The sequence below is a fragment of the Halorubrum sp. Boch-26 genome (assembly GCF_029889805.1).
Taxonomy (GTDB): domain Archaea; phylum Halobacteriota; class Halobacteria; order Halobacteriales; family Haloferacaceae; genus Halorubrum.
The window spans coordinates 1-16,000 of sequence record NZ_JARANT010000063.1 but is presented as its reverse complement, the minus strand read 5'-3'; the positions used below and the strand labels follow the sequence as shown (position 1 = coordinate 16,000).

Here is a 16,000-nt window from a genome sequence, read left to right as displayed (position 1 = left end):
CGACGGCGACGGCGCCGAGCGCGACAACCGTGTCCGCGGTGACCCTCCGCCCGGCCCGCGTCACGCGACGACGAACGCCGCCGGGGTCCACGGCGTCGGCCGCCCCGGCGGCCGCGAGGCCGACGCCGAAGTGCCGCCGGAACAGCCGGTCCGCCGCGTCCCGGTCGAGGCCGTAGCACAGCCGCTCGCGGAGGTCGGCCGGGGAGACGTTCGCGGCCCCGACCGCCGCGGCCCGCGAGCGGGGGGACGCCGAGAGGACGCGGCGCGTCCCGTCGCCGACGACCGCGTCGGCGTCGTCCGGAACGGGCGTCCCGACCGCGACGCGGCGCGTCCGCCCGTCTCGGCGGGCGACGACGACGTTCGGCGCGTCCGCCTCGCGGGCGGTCGCCCAGCCGCGAGCGGCCCACAGCGCGGCGACGAACTCGCGGCGCTCGGCGGGCGAGAGCGCACGGTACCGCCTGGCGAACGCCGCCTCGGACGGGAGGCTCATGCGGGGGTACGGGGGTCGCAGCGTCTAAAGCGTACCGCGGATCGGAACGCGGTCCGCCCAGCCGCCGCCGGCCGCGTCTCGGGAGAGATATGTACCGCTCCGCTCTGACGGGTACGAGCGCCTCCGAACCGGTACGGAACGCACCCCGTCGCTCCGTGGCGACACGGACGGTTCCGGTGAAGTCAAAACGGCTACATACGGGTCATAGAAGCCTTCACACACCGAAAATATGTACGTGTGACCGTAATGGTGGAAGACACCGGTGAGCGGATTGAAACGAGTTCGAGACGGCGATTCATCCTCGCGGGGGTGCGGTCGGGAGCGCCGGCCTCGACGGGGTGTTCCTCAGGCGCGACCACAACGACGCGCTCGACCTCGACGTCGATCCGGCCGCCGAGATAGGGAGCCTTCGAGAACTCTCCGAACTCATCGGGACGGAGGCGCCGGGAGCAACGCGGTCGGAGGCCGACACCGCGAACGACCGAACCGGAATCGAGTAACGGCGACGGACCTCGCTGCGTCGGCTCTCCCCGCTTTCGGCGTCGAGGACGACCGCGCTCCGCAGAGACGGATGTCTCGCACAGCCGCGTCGAGCCGGGTGGAGATCCCGTCGCCGCTACCGTTGTTCGGGTGGCTCACGGCGGTCGAGGCGACGGTCGGAGTTCTCGCGGTCTCCGTCGTCGCCCCCCGTTCCGACGGCGCCGTCGTCCGGATCGGCTCCGCTCGATTCGGCCCCCCTCCGGCCGGCCCCGCGCTCGACCCCTCGCTGACAGCCTCGACACCGCGTCGCGCCCGCGATGACCGGGCTCCCGCAGGCCGGACAGCGTCGGCCGTCGACGCCGGCGGTCGCCGACGCGAGCACGTCGACCGCCGGCGGCCGCGGCTCCTCGACCGCGCCCCGAGCCGCGAGGCGGTCGATCAGCGCGTCGTCTCGCAGCCACGCCAAGAATCGCCAGAGCCCGAGGTGGAGGACGGTCGGCCCGCCGATCGCGACCGCGGCGACCGCGAGCCGGACGGCGAGATCGGCCGTGCTAACGGTGCTCACACACGGGTGTCGGACTGAAGCGGATTGTAGCTGTCGGCGGCGGTCGCCCAGCGGAGCGGGCGGCCCGCCTCCGACGACGCCGAAGCGCTTCAGGAGCGGTCGGCGAAGACGATCGCGTCGCAGTCGGCGCAGGCGCGGACCGGTCGCTCCGGGTTCCCGCTGACGCCGCCGGGACCGCCACAGCAGTTCTTCAGCGTCGTCTCTCGGACGGGGCCGTCACAGACTGGGCACGCGTCGAGGAACGCTCGGAGCGGGCGCGCCGCCGAGCGCGAGACCGCGTCGTCGACGCCGCGGTCTCGGAGCGTCTCGGCGGCCGCCGTCTCGGCGATCGCGACCGGGCGGCTCAGCCACGCGTCGCGTCCCCCCGCGAGGAGGACCCGCCCGTCGTGGACCTGTCCGTCGACCTCGGGGCCCGCGATCGCCGCCGCGCGCTCGGCGAGCGCCTCGTCGGAGCCCTCGCGGAGCGCGCCCATCCGGTCGTACAGCGCGTCGCGGAACTCCCCGTCGAGGACGAGCGTCTCGCCGTCCTCGACGAGGGCGTCGGCGTCGACGAGGGCGGCCATCACCGTCTCGGGATCGACCGCGTCGTCGTCGGCGACGCCGTCGGAGTCTATCTCGGCGGCGGGGTCCGGGTCGTCCGCGGAGCTATCAGTGGCGGCGGGCGCGTCGGAGTCGGAGCGAGCGTCGGTCACGTCTCCCCGCTCGTCGCCGAGCGAGTTAGGTCCGGCGGCGGCGAGCGAGCCCGACCCGAGGCCGTCCGGGTGGTCGGGGCCGAAGTCGATCGGCAGCGGCTCGACGAGACGCGGCGCGAAGCGGGGCGTCCCGGGGACGGCGTAGCCGCGGAGCCAGATCGCCGCCGCGCCGACGACGCCGGCGAGGACGCCGAGCGACCGACGGCGGCGAGAGAGGAGGAGGGCGACGAGCGCGACGCCGACCGCGTTGACGAGCATGCACGGGAGACAGCGGTTCTCTCCCGTGTGTTCAGGCTCGGCGGCCGCGTCGAGCGCGGTCCGGAGCCAGCCGCGGGGCGACGGCCCGCGGGGATCCGCGTCGCCGCTCATAGCTCGGCCGCGGCGTGCTGGAGCGGTTCGCCGTGGACGGCGCGGTAGACGCTGGGGAACGCCGCGAGCCCGACGGGCTGGACGACGCCGCCGAGCAGCGCGAACCACAGCGAGCCGGCCGCCACCGCGCCGGCACCGACCCCGGCGGTCGAGAGCGCGAAGAGGGCGCTGAAGTAGCCGACGCGGAGCGGGGCCGTGGCGAGCTCGCCTCGGCGCGGCCACGCCCCCACGTCGACGGTTTGGGCCCGGAACAGCGCGACGGCGACGCTGCCGGTCCCGATCGCGAGCAGCCCGGCGATCGGGATCGCGTCCGGGTAGCGCGTCTGGAGGACGAGCACCGCGACGAACGCGGGCGTCGACAGCACCGAGAGCTCGGCGCCGCCGAAGAACACGCGTTCGAGCCACTGGATCGTCCCGTCACGTAATCGCCTCGCCATCGCTCCGGTGGTACCCATGCGTGGACGCCACTCGACACTCGGGGCCCATAGCCGTTCCGCCGAAGCGGGAGCAGGATCGTTCGCCGGGGGAGACCCGTTCCGTCGAGAATGACCCGTTCAGACACCGACGGAGTACTCGCGATCGGACCGGGACCGACTGTCGACATCAATAATTATATATAGGTGTATTTTGTAACAACAGCTGTAATGGTCGATAGAGAATCCGATCACGAGAGCGGGCGTGTGGGGGTATCACGACGGCGGTTCATCGAGGCAACCGGGGCGGCGGGCGCAGCGGTCGGGCTCGCCGGCTGTTCCGGCGGCGGTGGCGGCGACGGGCCGATCCAGATCACGATGGACGGCGAGTGGCAGGGGATCTCCGACACCGTCACGGAGAGCCTGTACGACGCGGGGCTTGACGAGTCGATCGAGGTGGAGATCCTGCCCGGCGACTTCGAGTCGGGCGCGCGTCGGTCCGAGTTCACCTCGGCGCTGGACGCCGGCCGGGCGAGCCCGGACATCTTCATGATGGACTCCGGCTGGACGATCCCGTTCGTCGCGCGCGGGCAGCTCGTGAACCTGAGCGACGAGCTCTCCTCGGAGACGCTCGATTACGTCCAGAACAGCTACCTCGAGAGCGCCGTGAGCACCGCGAGCGACCCGGAGAGCGGCGACCTGTTCGGCCTGCCGCTGTTCCCGGACTACCCGGTGATGCACTACCGAAAGGACCTCGTCGAGGACGCCGGCTACGACCCGGACGGCGAGAACTGGGCGACCGAGCCGATGAGCTGGCAGGAGTTCGCCGAGATGGCCGCCGACGTCTGGGAGCAGAACGGCGGCCCCGGCGGCGACTTCGACTACGCGTTCACCACCCAAGCCGACAACTACGTCGGGCTCGCCTGCTGTACGTTCAGCGAGACGATCACGTCCTTCGGCGGCGCGTACTTCGGCGACCACGAGAACCTCTTCGGACCGATCGGCGACCGGCCGGTGACGGTCAACGAGGAGCCCGTCCACGACACGATCCGCATGATGCGGTCGTTCATGGAGGGCCCGGACGCGGAGTACGCCCACCCCGACTTCCCGCAGATCTCGACGACCGACCTGCTGTCGTTCACCGAAGAGCCGGCCCGCGAGCCGTTCACGGGCGGGAACGCGATCTTCCACCGCAACTGGCCGTACGCGATCCCGATCAACCTCGACTCCGACAGCTTCGATACGGCCGACTACGACGTGATGCCGCTCCCGTACGGCGTCGAGTCCGGCGAGGGCGCCCACGAGGGCACCGGCGGCTCCGCCGCGGCGCTCGGCGGGTGGCACCTCACGGTCAACCCGAACACGTCGCGGCTCGACGAGTGCGTCCAGGTGCTGGAGGCGTTCGCCAACGAGGACGTCATGGTGAGCAACTTCGCGGAGGGCGGCTACCTCCCGCCGGACCCGTCGGTGACCGAGTCGATCAACCCCGACGAGGTCGGGGGGATCGGCAACTTCCTCGACACGCTCGCGGTGGCCGGACAGACCACGGTTCCGCGTCCCGTCACGGTGGCGTGGCCGGACCAGAGCCCGCAGGTCTCCTCCGAGGTCTCGGCCGCCTATCAGGCCGATAAGTCTCCCGAGCAGGCCATGGCCGACCTAGAGAGTTCGCTCGAATCGGTCGAGTCCGACCTAGCGGAGTAAGGGGAGTCGAGCATGTCAACCGACACGCGAGCGGACGAGGGGGGATCGCTGCTCGCCCGGCCGCTCAACTGGCTGGAGACGCAGAGCGAAGAGGTGTACGCGTACGTCCTGCTAGCTCCCGCGTTCCTGCTGCTCGCGGTCGTTGCCTTCTACCCGCTGATCGAGACGTTCCGATTCTCGCTGCTCGCGGACGCCGTCGCGTCGGCCGACCCGTTCGGTGAGTTCATCGGCATCGACAACTACGTGGCGCTGCTGACCGGCGACACGAACTTCACCCAGCAGTTCGTCTCGATATCACTGTCGAGTTCGTTCCCGTTCGTCGGGTTCGACGCACCGTTCCTCCAGCAGGCGATCTTCGTCACGCTGGCGTTCGCGATCTTGAGCGTCCTCTTCGAGACGACGATCGGCTTCGGGCAGGCGCTGGTGCTCGATCAGGACTTCTACGGGCGCCGGTGGGTCCGCGTGTCGATCATCATCCCGTGGGCGATCCCGATCGTCATCCAAGGGATGATCTTCTTCCTGCTGTTCAACCCGACCATCGGGTTCGGGACCGACTTCATGCAGTGGCTCGGCGTGTTCAGCAGTAACCCGCTGTCGAACAGCTCGGACTCGTTCATCATCGTGCTCGTCGCCGACATCTGGAAGACGACGGCGTTCATGGCACTGCTCATCTTAGCGGGGCTTCAGAGCATCGACCGCGGGCTCTACGACGTCGCGAAGGTGTCGGGCGCCTCGCCGTGGCAGCGGTTCCGGTACATCACCCTGCCGCTCGTGGCGCCGGCGCTGCTCGTCGCGATGCTGTTCCGGACGATGGACGCGATGCGGATCTACGGGCTCATCGACGCGACGGCGGGCTGTGAGACCGTGCCGTCGCTGACCTGTCTCGTCATTATCGCCCTGCAGAACAGCCGACGCTGGGCGACGGCCTCCGCGGTGGCGTTCCTGACGGCCGTCGTCATCAGCGGGTTCGTCGTGTTGTACCTGCTCGCGCTGCGCAACAGCGAGGGTGGTGTCGCATGAGCGCGACCGACCCCCCCGGCGGCGAGCCGGCCGACGAGGCCGATCCGACCGCGGAGATGGTCGAGCAGGCGGGCCTCGACGAGCCGGATCTCGACCGCGGCGTCATCGAGGCGTGGGCGGCGAAGATGATCACGAACCCGGACCGCGCGTACCGGGCGACGTTCTACGTCGCGACCATCTTCTTCCTCGTCACGACGCTGTTCCCGTTCTACTGGCTGTTCGTCGTCGCGGTGACGCCGCGGAACAACCTCTCCGAGGTCGGCGTCGTCCTGCCGGCCGGCTTCAATCCGGCGGCGTTCATCGAAATCTTCACCACCTTACCGTTCCACCGGTACGTGTTCAACAGCTTCCTGATCGCGACGATCGCGACCGTGGCGGTGCTGCTCGTCGGGAGCCTCGCCGGCTACGTGTTCGGCCGCCTCCGGTTCCGAGGACGCAACGCGATGCTCCTCTTGGTGCTCGTCACGTCCTTCTTCCCGCCGGCGGCGTTCTTCATCCCGCTGAACCGGCTGTTCAACACCAACATCGACGTGTTGCGACCGCTGATATCGGCCGGGTCGCTGTACAACACCCCGTACGCGATCTTCATCCCGCTGTCGGCGATCTTCCTGCCGCTGTCGATCTTCATCCTGATGACGTTCTACTCGCAGATCCCCGACGGCTTAGAGGACGCGGCCCGCGTGGAGGGGACGACGCGGATCGGCGCGCTGTTCCGCGTCATCGTCCCACTGTCCGCGCCCGGTGTGGCGACCGCGGGTGTGCTGACGTTCATCTCGGTGTACAACGAGTACTTCTTCAGCTCGCTGATGACCGACGGGCGGCCGGGCAACTGGGCGCCGATGCTCGAAGGGATACTGCGGTTCCAGGGCGAGTTCGAGGTGCTGTACAACCTCATGGCGGCCGCCAGCATCATCGCGGTGCTGCCGGTGGCGATCCTCGTCGTCGTCGCACAGGAGAAGATCGTGAGCGGACTCACTACGGGGGCGGTCAAGGAGTAACCATGGCATCAGTCAAACTAGAGGGAATCACGAAACGGTACGAGGACGTAACGGCAGTCGACGACATGAATCTGGAGATCGAGGACGGTGAGTTCGTCACCTTCGTCGGTCCCTCCGGGTGCGGGAAGTCGACCACGATGGAGACGATCGCCGGGCTCACGCTCCCCACCGAGGGGACCATCGAGATCGGCGGGCGCGACGTGACGGATCTCCCGCCGAAGAACCGGGGGATCTCCATGGTGTTCCAGAACATCGCGCTGTTCCCGCACATGGACGTGTACGACAACATCTCCTTCGGGCTCCGGCTCCGGAAATACGATCAAGAGGAGGTCGATCGGCGCGTCGAGGAGGCCGCCGACATCGTCCAGCTCGAGGGGATGATGGACCGGATGCCCAAGGAGATGTCCGGCGGGCAGCGCCAGCGCGTCGCCATCGCCCGCGCAATCGTCCGAAATCCGGACGCGTTCCTGATGGACGAGCCGTTAGCGAACCTCGACGCGGAGCTTCGGGTCCACATGCGCACCCAGCTCCAGCGGCTCCACCGCGAGCTCGACACGACGATCATCTACGTCACCCACGATCAGGCGCAGGCGATGACGATGTCCGACCGCATCGCCGTCATCAACGGCGGCGTGCTCCAGCAGGTGGCGCCGCCCCTGGAGTGTTACAACGAGCCCGCGAACCGGTTCGTCGCCGGCTTCATCGGGTCGCCCGCGATGAACTTCCTCGAGGGCGAAGCGACCGAGGGCGGCTTCGATTCCCAGTACACGCAGATCGACTTCGACCCGGAGACGCACGGCGTTACGTCGGGACAGGACATCACGGCCGGTGTCCGTCCCGAGGACGTGTTCTTGGAGGCGGACGCCCGGAAGGCGACCTCGCCGACGAAGGCGTTCGACGCCGTGGTCGACGTCCTCGAGCCCATGGGCAAGGAGATGAACGCCTACCTGCTGTTCGACCGCGACGTCGAGGCGAGCGCCGAAGGGCGCGGCGAGGGACAGCTCCTCATCAACCTCGCGCCCGACACGGACATCGCGGAGGGCGACGACATCCGGATCGTGATGGACCGCGAGAACGTCCACCTGTTCGACCGGGCGAGCGGCGACGCGATCACCCACTCGCTGGAGTAGGTGCGCAGTCGCGCGCTCGCGAGAGCTGGTGTCGCATCAACCGTCCCGCGGATCCCTTCTTCGACCCGCACGCCGTGAGGAGGTTACGAGGTACGAGACGCCGACGCCGAGCCCGTCGGCTCCGCGCTCACTCGACGTCGACGACCGTGATCCGGTGGGCCTCGACCGCCTCTACCATCGCGCCCCACCCGCCGACCTCGACGGGGCCGTCCTCGGTCTCGACGATGAGCCCGACCCGGCCGCCGTAGCTGGCGACGGTCTCCGCGTCGACCGCGTCGTCGCCGGTGACCACGACATCGGAGAGGACGCCCTCGACGACGCGGTCGGCACCGCTCTCGGTGTCGATCCCGTCGATCCGAACTCGGACGGTCGCCCCGTCGCGGAGGAGCGGGGCGACGTCGCGGACGCAGTACCGGATGTCGATGTAGTCGATCGGCGGATCGTCGCTGCGGGCCGTGTAGATCGGCTCCCACGTGTCCCACTGCGTCGTGAGGAAGTACCAGTGGAACACGTACGTGTGTGTGCGGTCGTCGACGAGCACGCCGTACTCGTTTGTCGAGCCGGCGTGGGGCGCGAAGCAGGTCTTCGTTCGGTCGACGATCACCACGAACGGAGAGGGGAGCCGGCGGTGTCGGGCCTCGGAGCAGACGTCGACCAGGTCCGCCGCGTCCGGGAGCGCCTCCGTGTCCCCGTCCGGCGTGTGAATCGAGAGGTTGACCCGGACCCCGCGCTCGGTGGCCGCCCGGAGGGCGGGACGCAGTCGCTCGAAGTGCTCGACGCCGAGCGAGACGTTCACCTGCGTCTCGGCCTCGCGGATGAACTCGTCGGCGTTCTTGATCACCGTCTCGAAGCGGGTGACGATGCTCACGGTCGACTGCTCGACGGAGGGCTCGTTCCAGCGGCGCTCGATCTCCTCGGTCGCCGCGGTGAATCTGGTCGCCCGCGTTCGGAGGTCCTCGGTGATCTCGTCGAGGCTGTTCGCGCGAGCGTACAGCGACTCCTGCTCGTACGTCTCGATGTAGCCGGCGCTCTCCAGGTCGCGCAACACGTCGTAGATCCGCGGATCTGGTACTCCGCTGGCGTCGGCGATCCGGGTGACCGGGGCGGCGCCGAGTTCGAGCACGGTGACGTAGGCGTCGGCCTGATACGGGGAGAGCCCGGCGTCCTCCAGCGTCTCGGTGAGCTCTGCGCGGTCCACTCTCATCCCCCGTGCCCGGCCGGTCGTCGGCCCGTGACGGCGAGCCTCGTGCGGCCGACCGCGGCACTGACCGGAACCGATCGCCCGACGAGGACACGGCTCGCTCGATTTCGCCCGGTGCGTCGTTTTGCCATGTTTTGGGGTACCACGGCTGTGATAAAACGTTTTATTTCCGTGCCGGCGGCGTGGGCGTCGGGTTGGGTATCGTCGTGCGTGTCGCGTTATCTATCGCCGTGCGTGTCGCACAATGATGCCGGGGCGTCGTCGGTGACACCGGGAACGGCGCGGGGGCGACGCCGTTGACGTCGGTCCGACTGAAAAGGCTTTATTCGGTTCGTCGTGGAGTGAGCGTATGCACGAGACGTCGGGAAGCGACGGCGGTTTCCCTCGGTCGCGGTGGACCAGAGCACAGGCCGCGTCCATCGAGCGGCGTCGCGGGAACGTCGCGCCGGCGACCGGATCCCCGGAGATCGATCCGTTTCCGGAGCTCCACATCTGGGACACGTGGCTGCTCCGCGACCGCCACGGCGAGATCGCCGACGTCGACGGGTGGCGGCTCGCTTTCTCGCTGACGGCCCCGGCCGACCTCCTCCCCGGGAAGCGACACGACGTGGCCGAGATCCGGTGTTTCTACTCCGGCGACGGCGAGACCTGGCGCGACGCGGGCCCCGTCTTCGACGGGGGCGCGCTCGGCCAGCGCCAGTGGGCCGGCTCGGCGCTCTACGACGACGGCGACCTCTACCTCTACTACACCGCCGCCGGCGACGAGAGTGCCGAGGAGATGACGTACGCCCAGCGGATCGCGGTCGCCCACGGCGGAACCCTGACCGCGTCGGCCGACGGAGTCGAGCTCGCGGGCCCGTGGACCCACGAGACGCTGTTGACGCCCGACGGCGACTGGTACGAGACCGAGACCGAGTCCCGGGGGATGATCTACACCTTCCGCGATCCCTGGTTCTTCGAGGACCCGGCGACGGGCGAGACGTACCTGCTGTTCGAGGCGAACGCGCCGGCGCCGGAGCGACCGGGCGACGACGCCGAGACCGCTCACCGCCGGGAGTTCAACGGCTGCGTCGGCGTCGCCGTCTCGGAGTCGGGCGATCCCCTGTCGTGGGAGCTCCGCCCGCCCCTGCTGGACGCGGTGGAGGTGAACCAGGAGCTCGAACGACCGCACGTCGTCGTCGCCGACGGGCGCTACTACCTGTTCGTCTGCAGTCACGTCCACACGTTCGCGCCGGGCGTGACGGGGCCCGACGCCCTGTACGGGTTCGTCGCCGATTCCTTCGGGGGGGAGTACCGACCGCTGAACGACACCGGACTCGTCGCCACGAACCCGCCGGAGGCGCCGTTCCAAGCGTACTCGTGGATGGCGTTCGCGCACGACGAGGAGGTGTTGATCCAGAGCTTCCTCAACTACTACGACTTCGGCGGCGACTCGCTGGACGCGATCGCGGACCTCTCGGAGGCCGACCAGCGCGACCGCTTCGGCGGGACCCTCGCGCCGACGCTCCGGCTGGCGGTCGACGGGGACCGGACCCGGCTGCTCGGCGCGCTCGCGGCGTGGCGGATCCCGACCCCGGACGAGCCGTTACCGCCCGCAGACGACTCGGGGCTCCTCGGCGCTGACGCGCTCGACGGCCGGATCCGGGAGGGCGGAAGCGGCGGCGGGTACGTTTCGGGACCGAGCGGGACGCTCGGCCGCGAGAGAGGGGAGTCGCCCGGCGAGAGAGGCGGCGCCGATCCGGGGGACAGCGACGGTTCCCACGGAGCGATATGAGGGCCCCGGCCGAAGCGAGGACCCGAACACGTTCGAACGGCGACCGGCTCGGGTAGCCGCGAAACGGACGCTTAAGTTTCACGGGCTCTCCGATAGCGGTATGCGCATCGTCGACGGCGACAAGATCGAGTGCGACCGCTGCGAGTCAGTGTTCCCCATCGGAGACGTCTCGCTGCTGGAGAAGGAGACGAACCGCGACTACGAGCGGGTGCTGTGCGAGGAGTGTCTCGGCGCCGTCGGCGTCCCGCAGGGGTACACGCTGCGGCGCGACATCAGTCACCTCGCGGGGTGAGGCGCGGACGCGGCGTGGCCGACGCGACGGCCGGCCTCCGCCGCCTCACTCCCGGCGCGGACGGACGAGCCGCGAGGCGGGGAAGGCGTACCGCTCGCAGTCGGACACCCCTCGCCCCGGGCGGACCGCGTCGGCGTACACGGCCTCGATAACGGGCTCGTGAGCGCCGTACGCGGCGTTCGTGACGTACTCGTCGAGCGTCCGGTCCTCTTCGGTGCGGTAGGTATCGGCCCGCGCTGTCGTGACCGCAACGACGACGAGCCGCTCGTCGGACTCGCGGTCGCGGACGACGTCGCCCGGCTCGAACCCGTGGCGCGCACAGAGGTGCGACCCGCCGGCGTCGAGCGGGACGAACGTCTCCGCCCCGCAGACCGCGCAGACGCCGACGCGCTCGTCCGGGGCCGGGAGCGACCCCGCGGTCACCTCCATGGCGACGCGCCGGAGGTGCTTACATCGGAAGCCGCGGATCGCGTGGTCGGGACAGGTGCAGGTGCCGGCGTCGAGCGCGACCACGTACGTGCCGCCGTCGGTCTCGACGACGTACCGCCGGTCGCGGAGCGGCCGCACCGTCATCTCCTCGGTGGCGGCGCGCGCCGACCGGTCGTCGGTGGCACCGTCGGCGCTGTCGCCGGGATCGTCGGTGGCGTCGTCGCCTTCGGCACCGCCGTCGCTCGCGGTGCTGGCGTTGCCGTCGCTCGCGGCGTCGGTGCCCGAAGAGAGGGCGTCGCCGCCCCCGGGCGCGACGCGTCGCTCCGAGGATCGTTCTGCCGGCGGCGCGACTCGGGCGACGTCCGGGTCCGTGGCTGTTGACGCGGGTGGGTTTCGGGGATGCGTCATGGGTGACCGCGAGGGTAGCCCTCGCTTCGCGTCGAGATAGGCGCCGAAAGCGGTTAAATTCGCCGCCGAAAGGGCCGTGTGCCCGAGGTTCGGGATTCGGTCGCCGGGATCACCGATGTCCGGCCGCCCTCATCGAAGTCCTTTTTTAGCGGCGACGGGAACTCGCGGGCATGGAAATCGACGCGGAGCTTCGTCGGCAGATCACGGTCTCGCTGCTGGCGGCCGCCGTCTTTATCGCCGGGCTGGTCGGGATCGGGGTCACCTTCGGCGGGTCGTCCGGGCTTCCGGAGTCCGGCGCTATCGCGCTCGTCGGACTGCTGGCCGGGTTCGTCCTGTTGATGGCGCTCGTCGGCGCGTATCTCATCCGTTCGAACGACGAGGAGTAGGTCGGCGCTCGCTCACTCTCTCCCGCCTGCGTCTGCGGTCTCCTCCGCTCCGTCCCCTTTCTCGTCCTCGTCGCCCTCGCGGTCCCGCCAGTCGGTGATCTCCTCGGCGGCCGCGACCCGCTTCTCGTAGTACGCGAGGGGGTCCGCGGCCACCTGCATGTGGTCCTCCTCGTTGTGACAGATCCCGTAGTTCGCCAGCGTCTCGCAGGTGGGGGGCGGGTACTGCGTCCCGCGGTCGTCTTTCAGGTACTCCGTCTGGTAGCGGATCCCCTCCGCGTCGAGGCTCGTGTCCGCGCAGAACGTCACCACCTCGTCCGGCGTCATCCCGATGCCGACGAGGAACGCCATCAGCGCGAACGACTCCGGCGGGGACAGATCGGCGTCGCGATCGGCCTTCTCGATCAGGTTCGTCATGCAGGGCGGGAACAGCTCGGGGGCGACGACGTCGACCGGGCCCGCGTAGCTCCGCTCGGAGAGCAGGCGCTTGAGGTCGGCGACGCCCTCCTCCAGCTCCGCGGCGATCCCCTCGCCGACCGCCAGCTCGAACGGGAGTCCCTCGCGCACGCGCTCTTCGACCGCGGCCTCCAGCGCGTCCAGCAGCTCCTCGCGGGAGACGCGCACCGCCCCGTCGGCGAGCGCGCGGTTGACGAGACGCCACGAGGGCCCCCACGACGGCGACGTGAGCCGGAGGTACGGGCCGACGTCGATCCAGTAGTGCGCGGGGGCGCGGCCGGATCCGGCCCCCGAAGCCGGTCGGGGAGACTCCGGGCGCACCGCGTCGACGAGGTCGAACTCGGCGAGCACGTCGTCGAGGGCGACGGTCGGAGTCGACACCGACCGCAGCTCGTCGTCGGTCGCGAGGTCCTCGCGGATCCGGTCGATCGCGGTCGCGGCCTCCGCGGCGGCGTACTTCTCGATGGCGGGCTCGGAGTCGAGCAGCGAGACGAGGATCCGTGCGATGGGGTACGAGAGCAGTTCCGCCTGCACGTCGTAGGCGGACTCCCCGGAGAACTCGCCGCTCTCGGACTCGACCGTTCCGTCCATCAGAGCGCGCTCGACGCGCTCGCGACCCCGCTCGACCGCGGGCGCGTCGGCCGCGACGAGCTCCGGGAGCGACACCGCGGCGTCGGCGACGGCCTCGCGGGCGGCCGCGAAGAACGGGTACCTTGCGTCGAGCGCGTCCATGTCCGACCCGAGGTAGCGACGGGCGTCGAATAAGCGGTGCGGTCCGCGGCTCCGCTACAGCCGACCGCGGAGGTAGTGTCCGAGATAGCCGCCGATCACGCCCGACCCGAGGGTGTAGGCGGCGCCGACTCCGATCACGAGGAGCGCGAAGACGCCGAACTCCGCCGGCGCTCCGGCGAACCCGAACAAGAAGAGGAGGAAGGCGACCATCGCGACGAACGGGAGCGTCATGACGACGCCGGCGACCGTCCCCGTCTTGAGCCCGTCTGAGGACGTGCCGCCGCAGAGGTAGCCGGCGACCGCACCGCCGAGAACGGTGGCGAAGGGGACGAACGAGAGAACCGAGCCGACGATTCCGCCAAGCACGCCGTACGCGAGGAGGTCGACCGGGTCCGCGGGCGCGTCGTCTCCGGGCGCGAGGAACCCGTTCGAATCGCCGTCCGGGTCGTATCGATCGCGAGCGGAGGGCTCCGCGTCCGTCTCGTCGCGGGTGGAGGATTTGTCGGGGACCATCGTCCGCTTACTCCTCGTCGCCTGCGGGCGCCTCGTCGCCGTCGAGCTCCTCGACGGCCGCGCCCGGCGCGTTCGACTTCACGCTGTTGAGCCCCTGCGTCGCCTTCTGTTTGGAGGCGTACCCCTGCCCGCCGTCGGCGATGATGTTCCCGTTGTCGTGGACGAGCCGCCAGCGGTACTTGTCGCCTTTGTCCCTGAACAGCTCGAAGACGGCGTCGCTCCCGCCCTCAGCAGGCGCTTCCTCGTCGCGGTCAACGTCGATTACGTGCGCGCCCGGCGCGTTCCGCTGGACGCTCTCGATCCCCGACTTCGCGTCGCGCTTGTCCGCGTATCCCTCGCTGCCGTCGGCGATGATGTTCCCGTTGTCGTGGACGAGCCGCCACCGCCACTGGCCGGCGGTGTCGGCGTACAGCTCGAAGGTCGCCTTGCTCGCGGCGGCGTCCGTCTCGATCGCGCCCTCGGTCTCGTCGAACTCCACCTCCACCTCGAAGTGAACGGTGCCGTCCCCGCGTTCGAGCTCGATCTCGACCGCGGACTCGGCGGCGGTGTCGACCGTCACCGTTCCGGCGTCGTCGACCGGGACCGGCTCGCCGCGGCCGAGGGCCTCCGCGATGCGACGAAAGTAGGTGGCCAGCGCCTGTCGGCTTCGCGACCGCTTCGACTCGTGGATCGGTTCTTCGGGCATACGCGTCTCACCTCTCGGGCAGCATACAAAACGCTATGGCCGACTGGCCGGCCGTCGTTCGTCGTCCGCCCCTCCTCGATACGCTTTAGACGCCCCCGGCGCATAGCCGACACGTGAGTCAGTTCGACCGCAGCGCCGGGACGGACGCGAGCGCCGACCGGGACGGCGACCGCGACGGGCCGGCCGCCCTCCGCACCGAGTCACGGGTGCTCCCCGCCGAGGTGTTCGCGACGCTCGGCAACGACACCCGCGTCGCGGTCCTCCGCGCGCTCTTGGAGCTCGGCGCCGACGAGGCCCCGGTCAGCTTCACCGACCTGTTCGACCGGGTCGACATCGACGACAGCGCGAACTTCAGCTACCATCTCCGGCAGCTCACCGGCCACTTCATCAGGCGGAGCGACGAGGGGTACGAGTTTCGCTCGCCCGGTCGGAAGGTCGTCAGCGCCATCTTCACCGGCACGCTCACCGAGCGCGCGCAGCTCGGCTTCTTCCCCGCGGACGGCGCCTGTTACGACTGCGGCGGCGACCTCCACGGCTGGTACGTCGACGACGATCTCAGCGTGGGCTGCGTCGACTGCGGGGCCGTGCAGGTGAGCTACCCCTTCCCCTCCGGTGGGCTCGACGACCGGACCACGGACGAGCTGTTGCAGGCGTTCCACCACTACGTCCGCCACCACTACTGCCTGGCCGCGGACGGGGTCTGCCCGGAGTGCACCGGCTCGATCGATACGACGCTCGTGCGCGACCCGGACGACGAGGCCCTCGACGTCGCCGTCGAACACGTCTGTCGGCGATGTAGCTACCGGCTGCGGTCGACGATCGGCGTCACGCTCCTCGATCACGCCGAGACGCTCGTCTTCCACTCGGACCGCGGCGTCGATTTGAACACCGCGCCGTTCTGGCAGTTCGACTGGTGCGTGAGCGACCGGCTGACGACGGTCGTCTCGGAGGACCCGCTCCGGGTCCGGGTGACGCTCCCCTGCGCGGGCGACGAGCTCCGCGTCCTGATCGACGACACCTGCGCCGTGACCGAGACGACGCTCGTCGAGTGAGGCGGTGGCGTTCACCGCGTATCAACGTCGCTAACGAGCGGAGACGCCCGCCGAACGGCGCGGCGGGCTCACAGTAGAATACCGGAGGAGGGCCGGGGGGAGCCGGCGTTACTCGAAGAGCTCGACGGCCTGCTCGTAGCGGGTCGCGGGCTCGCTCCAGTCGACGACCTCGAAGAAGTTGTCGACGAACTCGCCGCGGGCCGGGCCGTAGTCGTGG

At 69.9% G+C, this 16,000-nt stretch carries 17 protein-coding genes and 2 pseudogenes; 9 read left to right on the top strand and 10 right to left on the bottom strand.

The features are described from left to right. Nucleotides 1-490, bottom strand: a pseudogene (locus OQF71_RS09980) (hypothetical protein); the annotation flags it as partial. Nucleotides 491-828: 338 nt separating this feature from the next. Between OQF71_RS09980 and OQF71_RS09975 the strand changes: the two are divergent. Next, nucleotides 829-990 carry a hypothetical protein gene (locus tag OQF71_RS09975; protein WP_280587426.1) on the top strand — a complete coding sequence of 54 codons (162 nt, stop codon included), beginning with the start codon at nt 829-831 and terminating at the stop codon, nt 988-990. Nucleotides 991-1,106: 116 nt separating this feature from the next. Here OQF71_RS09975 and OQF71_RS09970 read toward each other — a convergent pair whose 3' ends face one another. The 3 genes from OQF71_RS09970 to OQF71_RS09960 all read right to left on the bottom strand — a co-directional run bounded on the left by OQF71_RS09970 (nt 1,107) and on the right by OQF71_RS09960 (nt 3,051). Further along, nucleotides 1,107-1,535 carry a hypothetical protein gene (locus OQF71_RS09970; protein ID WP_280587424.1) on the bottom strand — a complete coding sequence of 143 codons (429 nt, stop codon included), beginning with the start codon at nt 1,533-1,535 and terminating at the stop codon, nt 1,107-1,109. Nucleotides 1,536-1,624: 89 nt separating this feature from the next. Beyond that, nucleotides 1,625-2,596 carry a hypothetical protein gene (locus OQF71_RS09965; RefSeq protein WP_280587422.1) on the bottom strand — a complete coding sequence of 324 codons (972 nt, stop codon included), beginning with the start codon at nt 2,594-2,596 and terminating at the stop codon, nt 1,625-1,627. Further along, nucleotides 2,593-3,051: a hypothetical protein gene (locus tag OQF71_RS09960; protein WP_280587420.1), complete on the bottom strand. Its 459-nt coding sequence runs from the start codon at nt 3,049-3,051 to the stop codon at nt 2,593-2,595. Before OQF71_RS09960 ends, OQF71_RS09965 begins: the two co-directional genes overlap by 4 nt. Nucleotides 3,052-3,240: 189 nt before the next feature. Between OQF71_RS09960 and OQF71_RS09955 the strand changes: the two genes are divergently transcribed. Genes OQF71_RS09955 through OQF71_RS09940 form a run of 4 tightly spaced genes read left to right on the top strand, consistent with a single transcriptional unit; the run spans nt 3,241 to nt 7,858 of the window. Beyond that, nucleotides 3,241-4,710: an extracellular solute-binding protein gene (locus OQF71_RS09955; protein WP_280587418.1), complete on the top strand. Its 1,470-nt coding sequence runs from the start codon at nt 3,241-3,243 to the stop codon at nt 4,708-4,710. A 12-nt stretch (nt 4,711-4,722) separates the two neighbouring features. Further along, entirely contained in the window at nt 4,723-5,730 is a 1,008-nt protein-coding gene (locus tag OQF71_RS09950; protein WP_280587416.1) for a sugar ABC transporter permease, read from the top strand. A 56-nt stretch (nt 5,731-5,786) separates the two neighbouring features. Continuing rightward, complete coding sequence (locus OQF71_RS09945) at nt 5,787-6,728, top strand: carbohydrate ABC transporter permease (RefSeq protein ID WP_280587428.1); 942 nt, start codon at nt 5,787-5,789, stop codon at nt 6,726-6,728. 2 nt (nt 6,729-6,730) lie between these two features. Further along, nucleotides 6,731-7,858, top strand: a complete 1,128-nt coding sequence (locus tag OQF71_RS09940; RefSeq protein WP_280587414.1) for an ABC transporter ATP-binding protein — start codon at nt 6,731-6,733, stop codon at nt 7,856-7,858. A gap of 127 nt (nt 7,859-7,985) precedes the next feature. Here the strand turns inward: OQF71_RS09940 and OQF71_RS09935 are convergent, their stop codons facing one another. Then, the gene (locus OQF71_RS09935; RefSeq protein ID WP_280587412.1) at nt 7,986-9,062 is read right to left on the bottom strand and encodes a TrmB family transcriptional regulator; all 1,077 of its coding nucleotides are present in this window, start codon (nt 9,060-9,062) and stop codon (nt 7,986-7,988) included. Between the two features lie 346 nt (nt 9,063-9,408). Here OQF71_RS09935 and OQF71_RS09930 point away from each other — a divergent pair, with 346 nt between their 5' ends. Together OQF71_RS09930 and OQF71_RS09925 are read left to right on the top strand one after the other, a co-directional pair. Next, nucleotides 9,409-10,833 (top strand): glycoside hydrolase family 68 protein, encoded by a 1,425-nt coding sequence (locus OQF71_RS09930; protein ID WP_280587411.1) that lies wholly within the window; start codon nt 9,409-9,411, stop codon nt 10,831-10,833. A gap of 100 nt (nt 10,834-10,933) precedes the next feature. After that, a complete protein-coding gene (locus OQF71_RS09925; protein WP_280587410.1) occupies nt 10,934-11,125 on the top strand; it encodes a hypothetical protein in 192 nt (63 codons plus the stop codon). A 45-nt stretch (nt 11,126-11,170) separates the two neighbouring features. Here the strand turns inward: OQF71_RS09925 and OQF71_RS09920 are convergent, their stop codons facing one another. After that, complete coding sequence (locus OQF71_RS09920) at nt 11,171-11,698, bottom strand: SWIM zinc finger family protein (protein WP_309243344.1); 528 nt, start codon at nt 11,696-11,698, stop codon at nt 11,171-11,173. A 434-nt stretch (nt 11,699-12,132) separates the two neighbouring features. Between OQF71_RS09920 and OQF71_RS09915 the strand changes: the two genes are divergently transcribed. Beyond that, the gene (locus tag OQF71_RS09915; RefSeq protein WP_280587408.1) at nt 12,133-12,348 is read left to right on the top strand and encodes a hypothetical protein; all 216 of its coding nucleotides are present in this window, start codon (nt 12,133-12,135) and stop codon (nt 12,346-12,348) included. Between the two features lie 12 nt (nt 12,349-12,360). On the opposite strand, the gene OQF71_RS09910 is transcribed toward OQF71_RS09915, so the two are convergent. Genes OQF71_RS09910 through OQF71_RS09900 form a run of 3 tightly spaced genes read right to left on the bottom strand, consistent with a single transcriptional unit; the run spans nt 12,361 to nt 14,731 of the window. After that, nucleotides 12,361-13,533, bottom strand: a complete 1,173-nt coding sequence (locus tag OQF71_RS09910) for a DNA primase (protein WP_280587407.1) — start codon at nt 13,531-13,533, stop codon at nt 12,361-12,363. A gap of 54 nt (nt 13,534-13,587) precedes the next feature. Continuing rightward, the gene (locus tag OQF71_RS09905) at nt 13,588-14,046 is read right to left on the bottom strand and encodes a DUF5518 domain-containing protein (RefSeq protein WP_280587406.1); all 459 of its coding nucleotides are present in this window, start codon (nt 14,044-14,046) and stop codon (nt 13,588-13,590) included. 7 nt (nt 14,047-14,053) lie between these two features. Beyond that, on the bottom strand, nt 14,054-14,731 hold the full coding sequence (locus OQF71_RS09900; RefSeq protein WP_280587405.1) for an HVO_2922 family protein: 678 nt from the start codon (nt 14,729-14,731) through the stop codon (nt 14,054-14,056). Nucleotides 14,732-14,844: 113 nt separating this feature from the next. Between OQF71_RS09900 and OQF71_RS09895 the strand changes: the two genes are divergently transcribed. Continuing rightward, on the top strand, nt 14,845-15,783 hold the full coding sequence (locus OQF71_RS09895; protein WP_280587404.1) for a helix-turn-helix domain-containing protein: 939 nt from the start codon (nt 14,845-14,847) through the stop codon (nt 15,781-15,783). Nucleotides 15,784-15,891: 108 nt separating this feature from the next. Here OQF71_RS09895 and OQF71_RS09890 read toward each other — a convergent pair. Beyond that, nucleotides 15,892-16,000, bottom strand: a pseudogene (locus OQF71_RS09890) (superoxide dismutase); the annotation flags it as partial.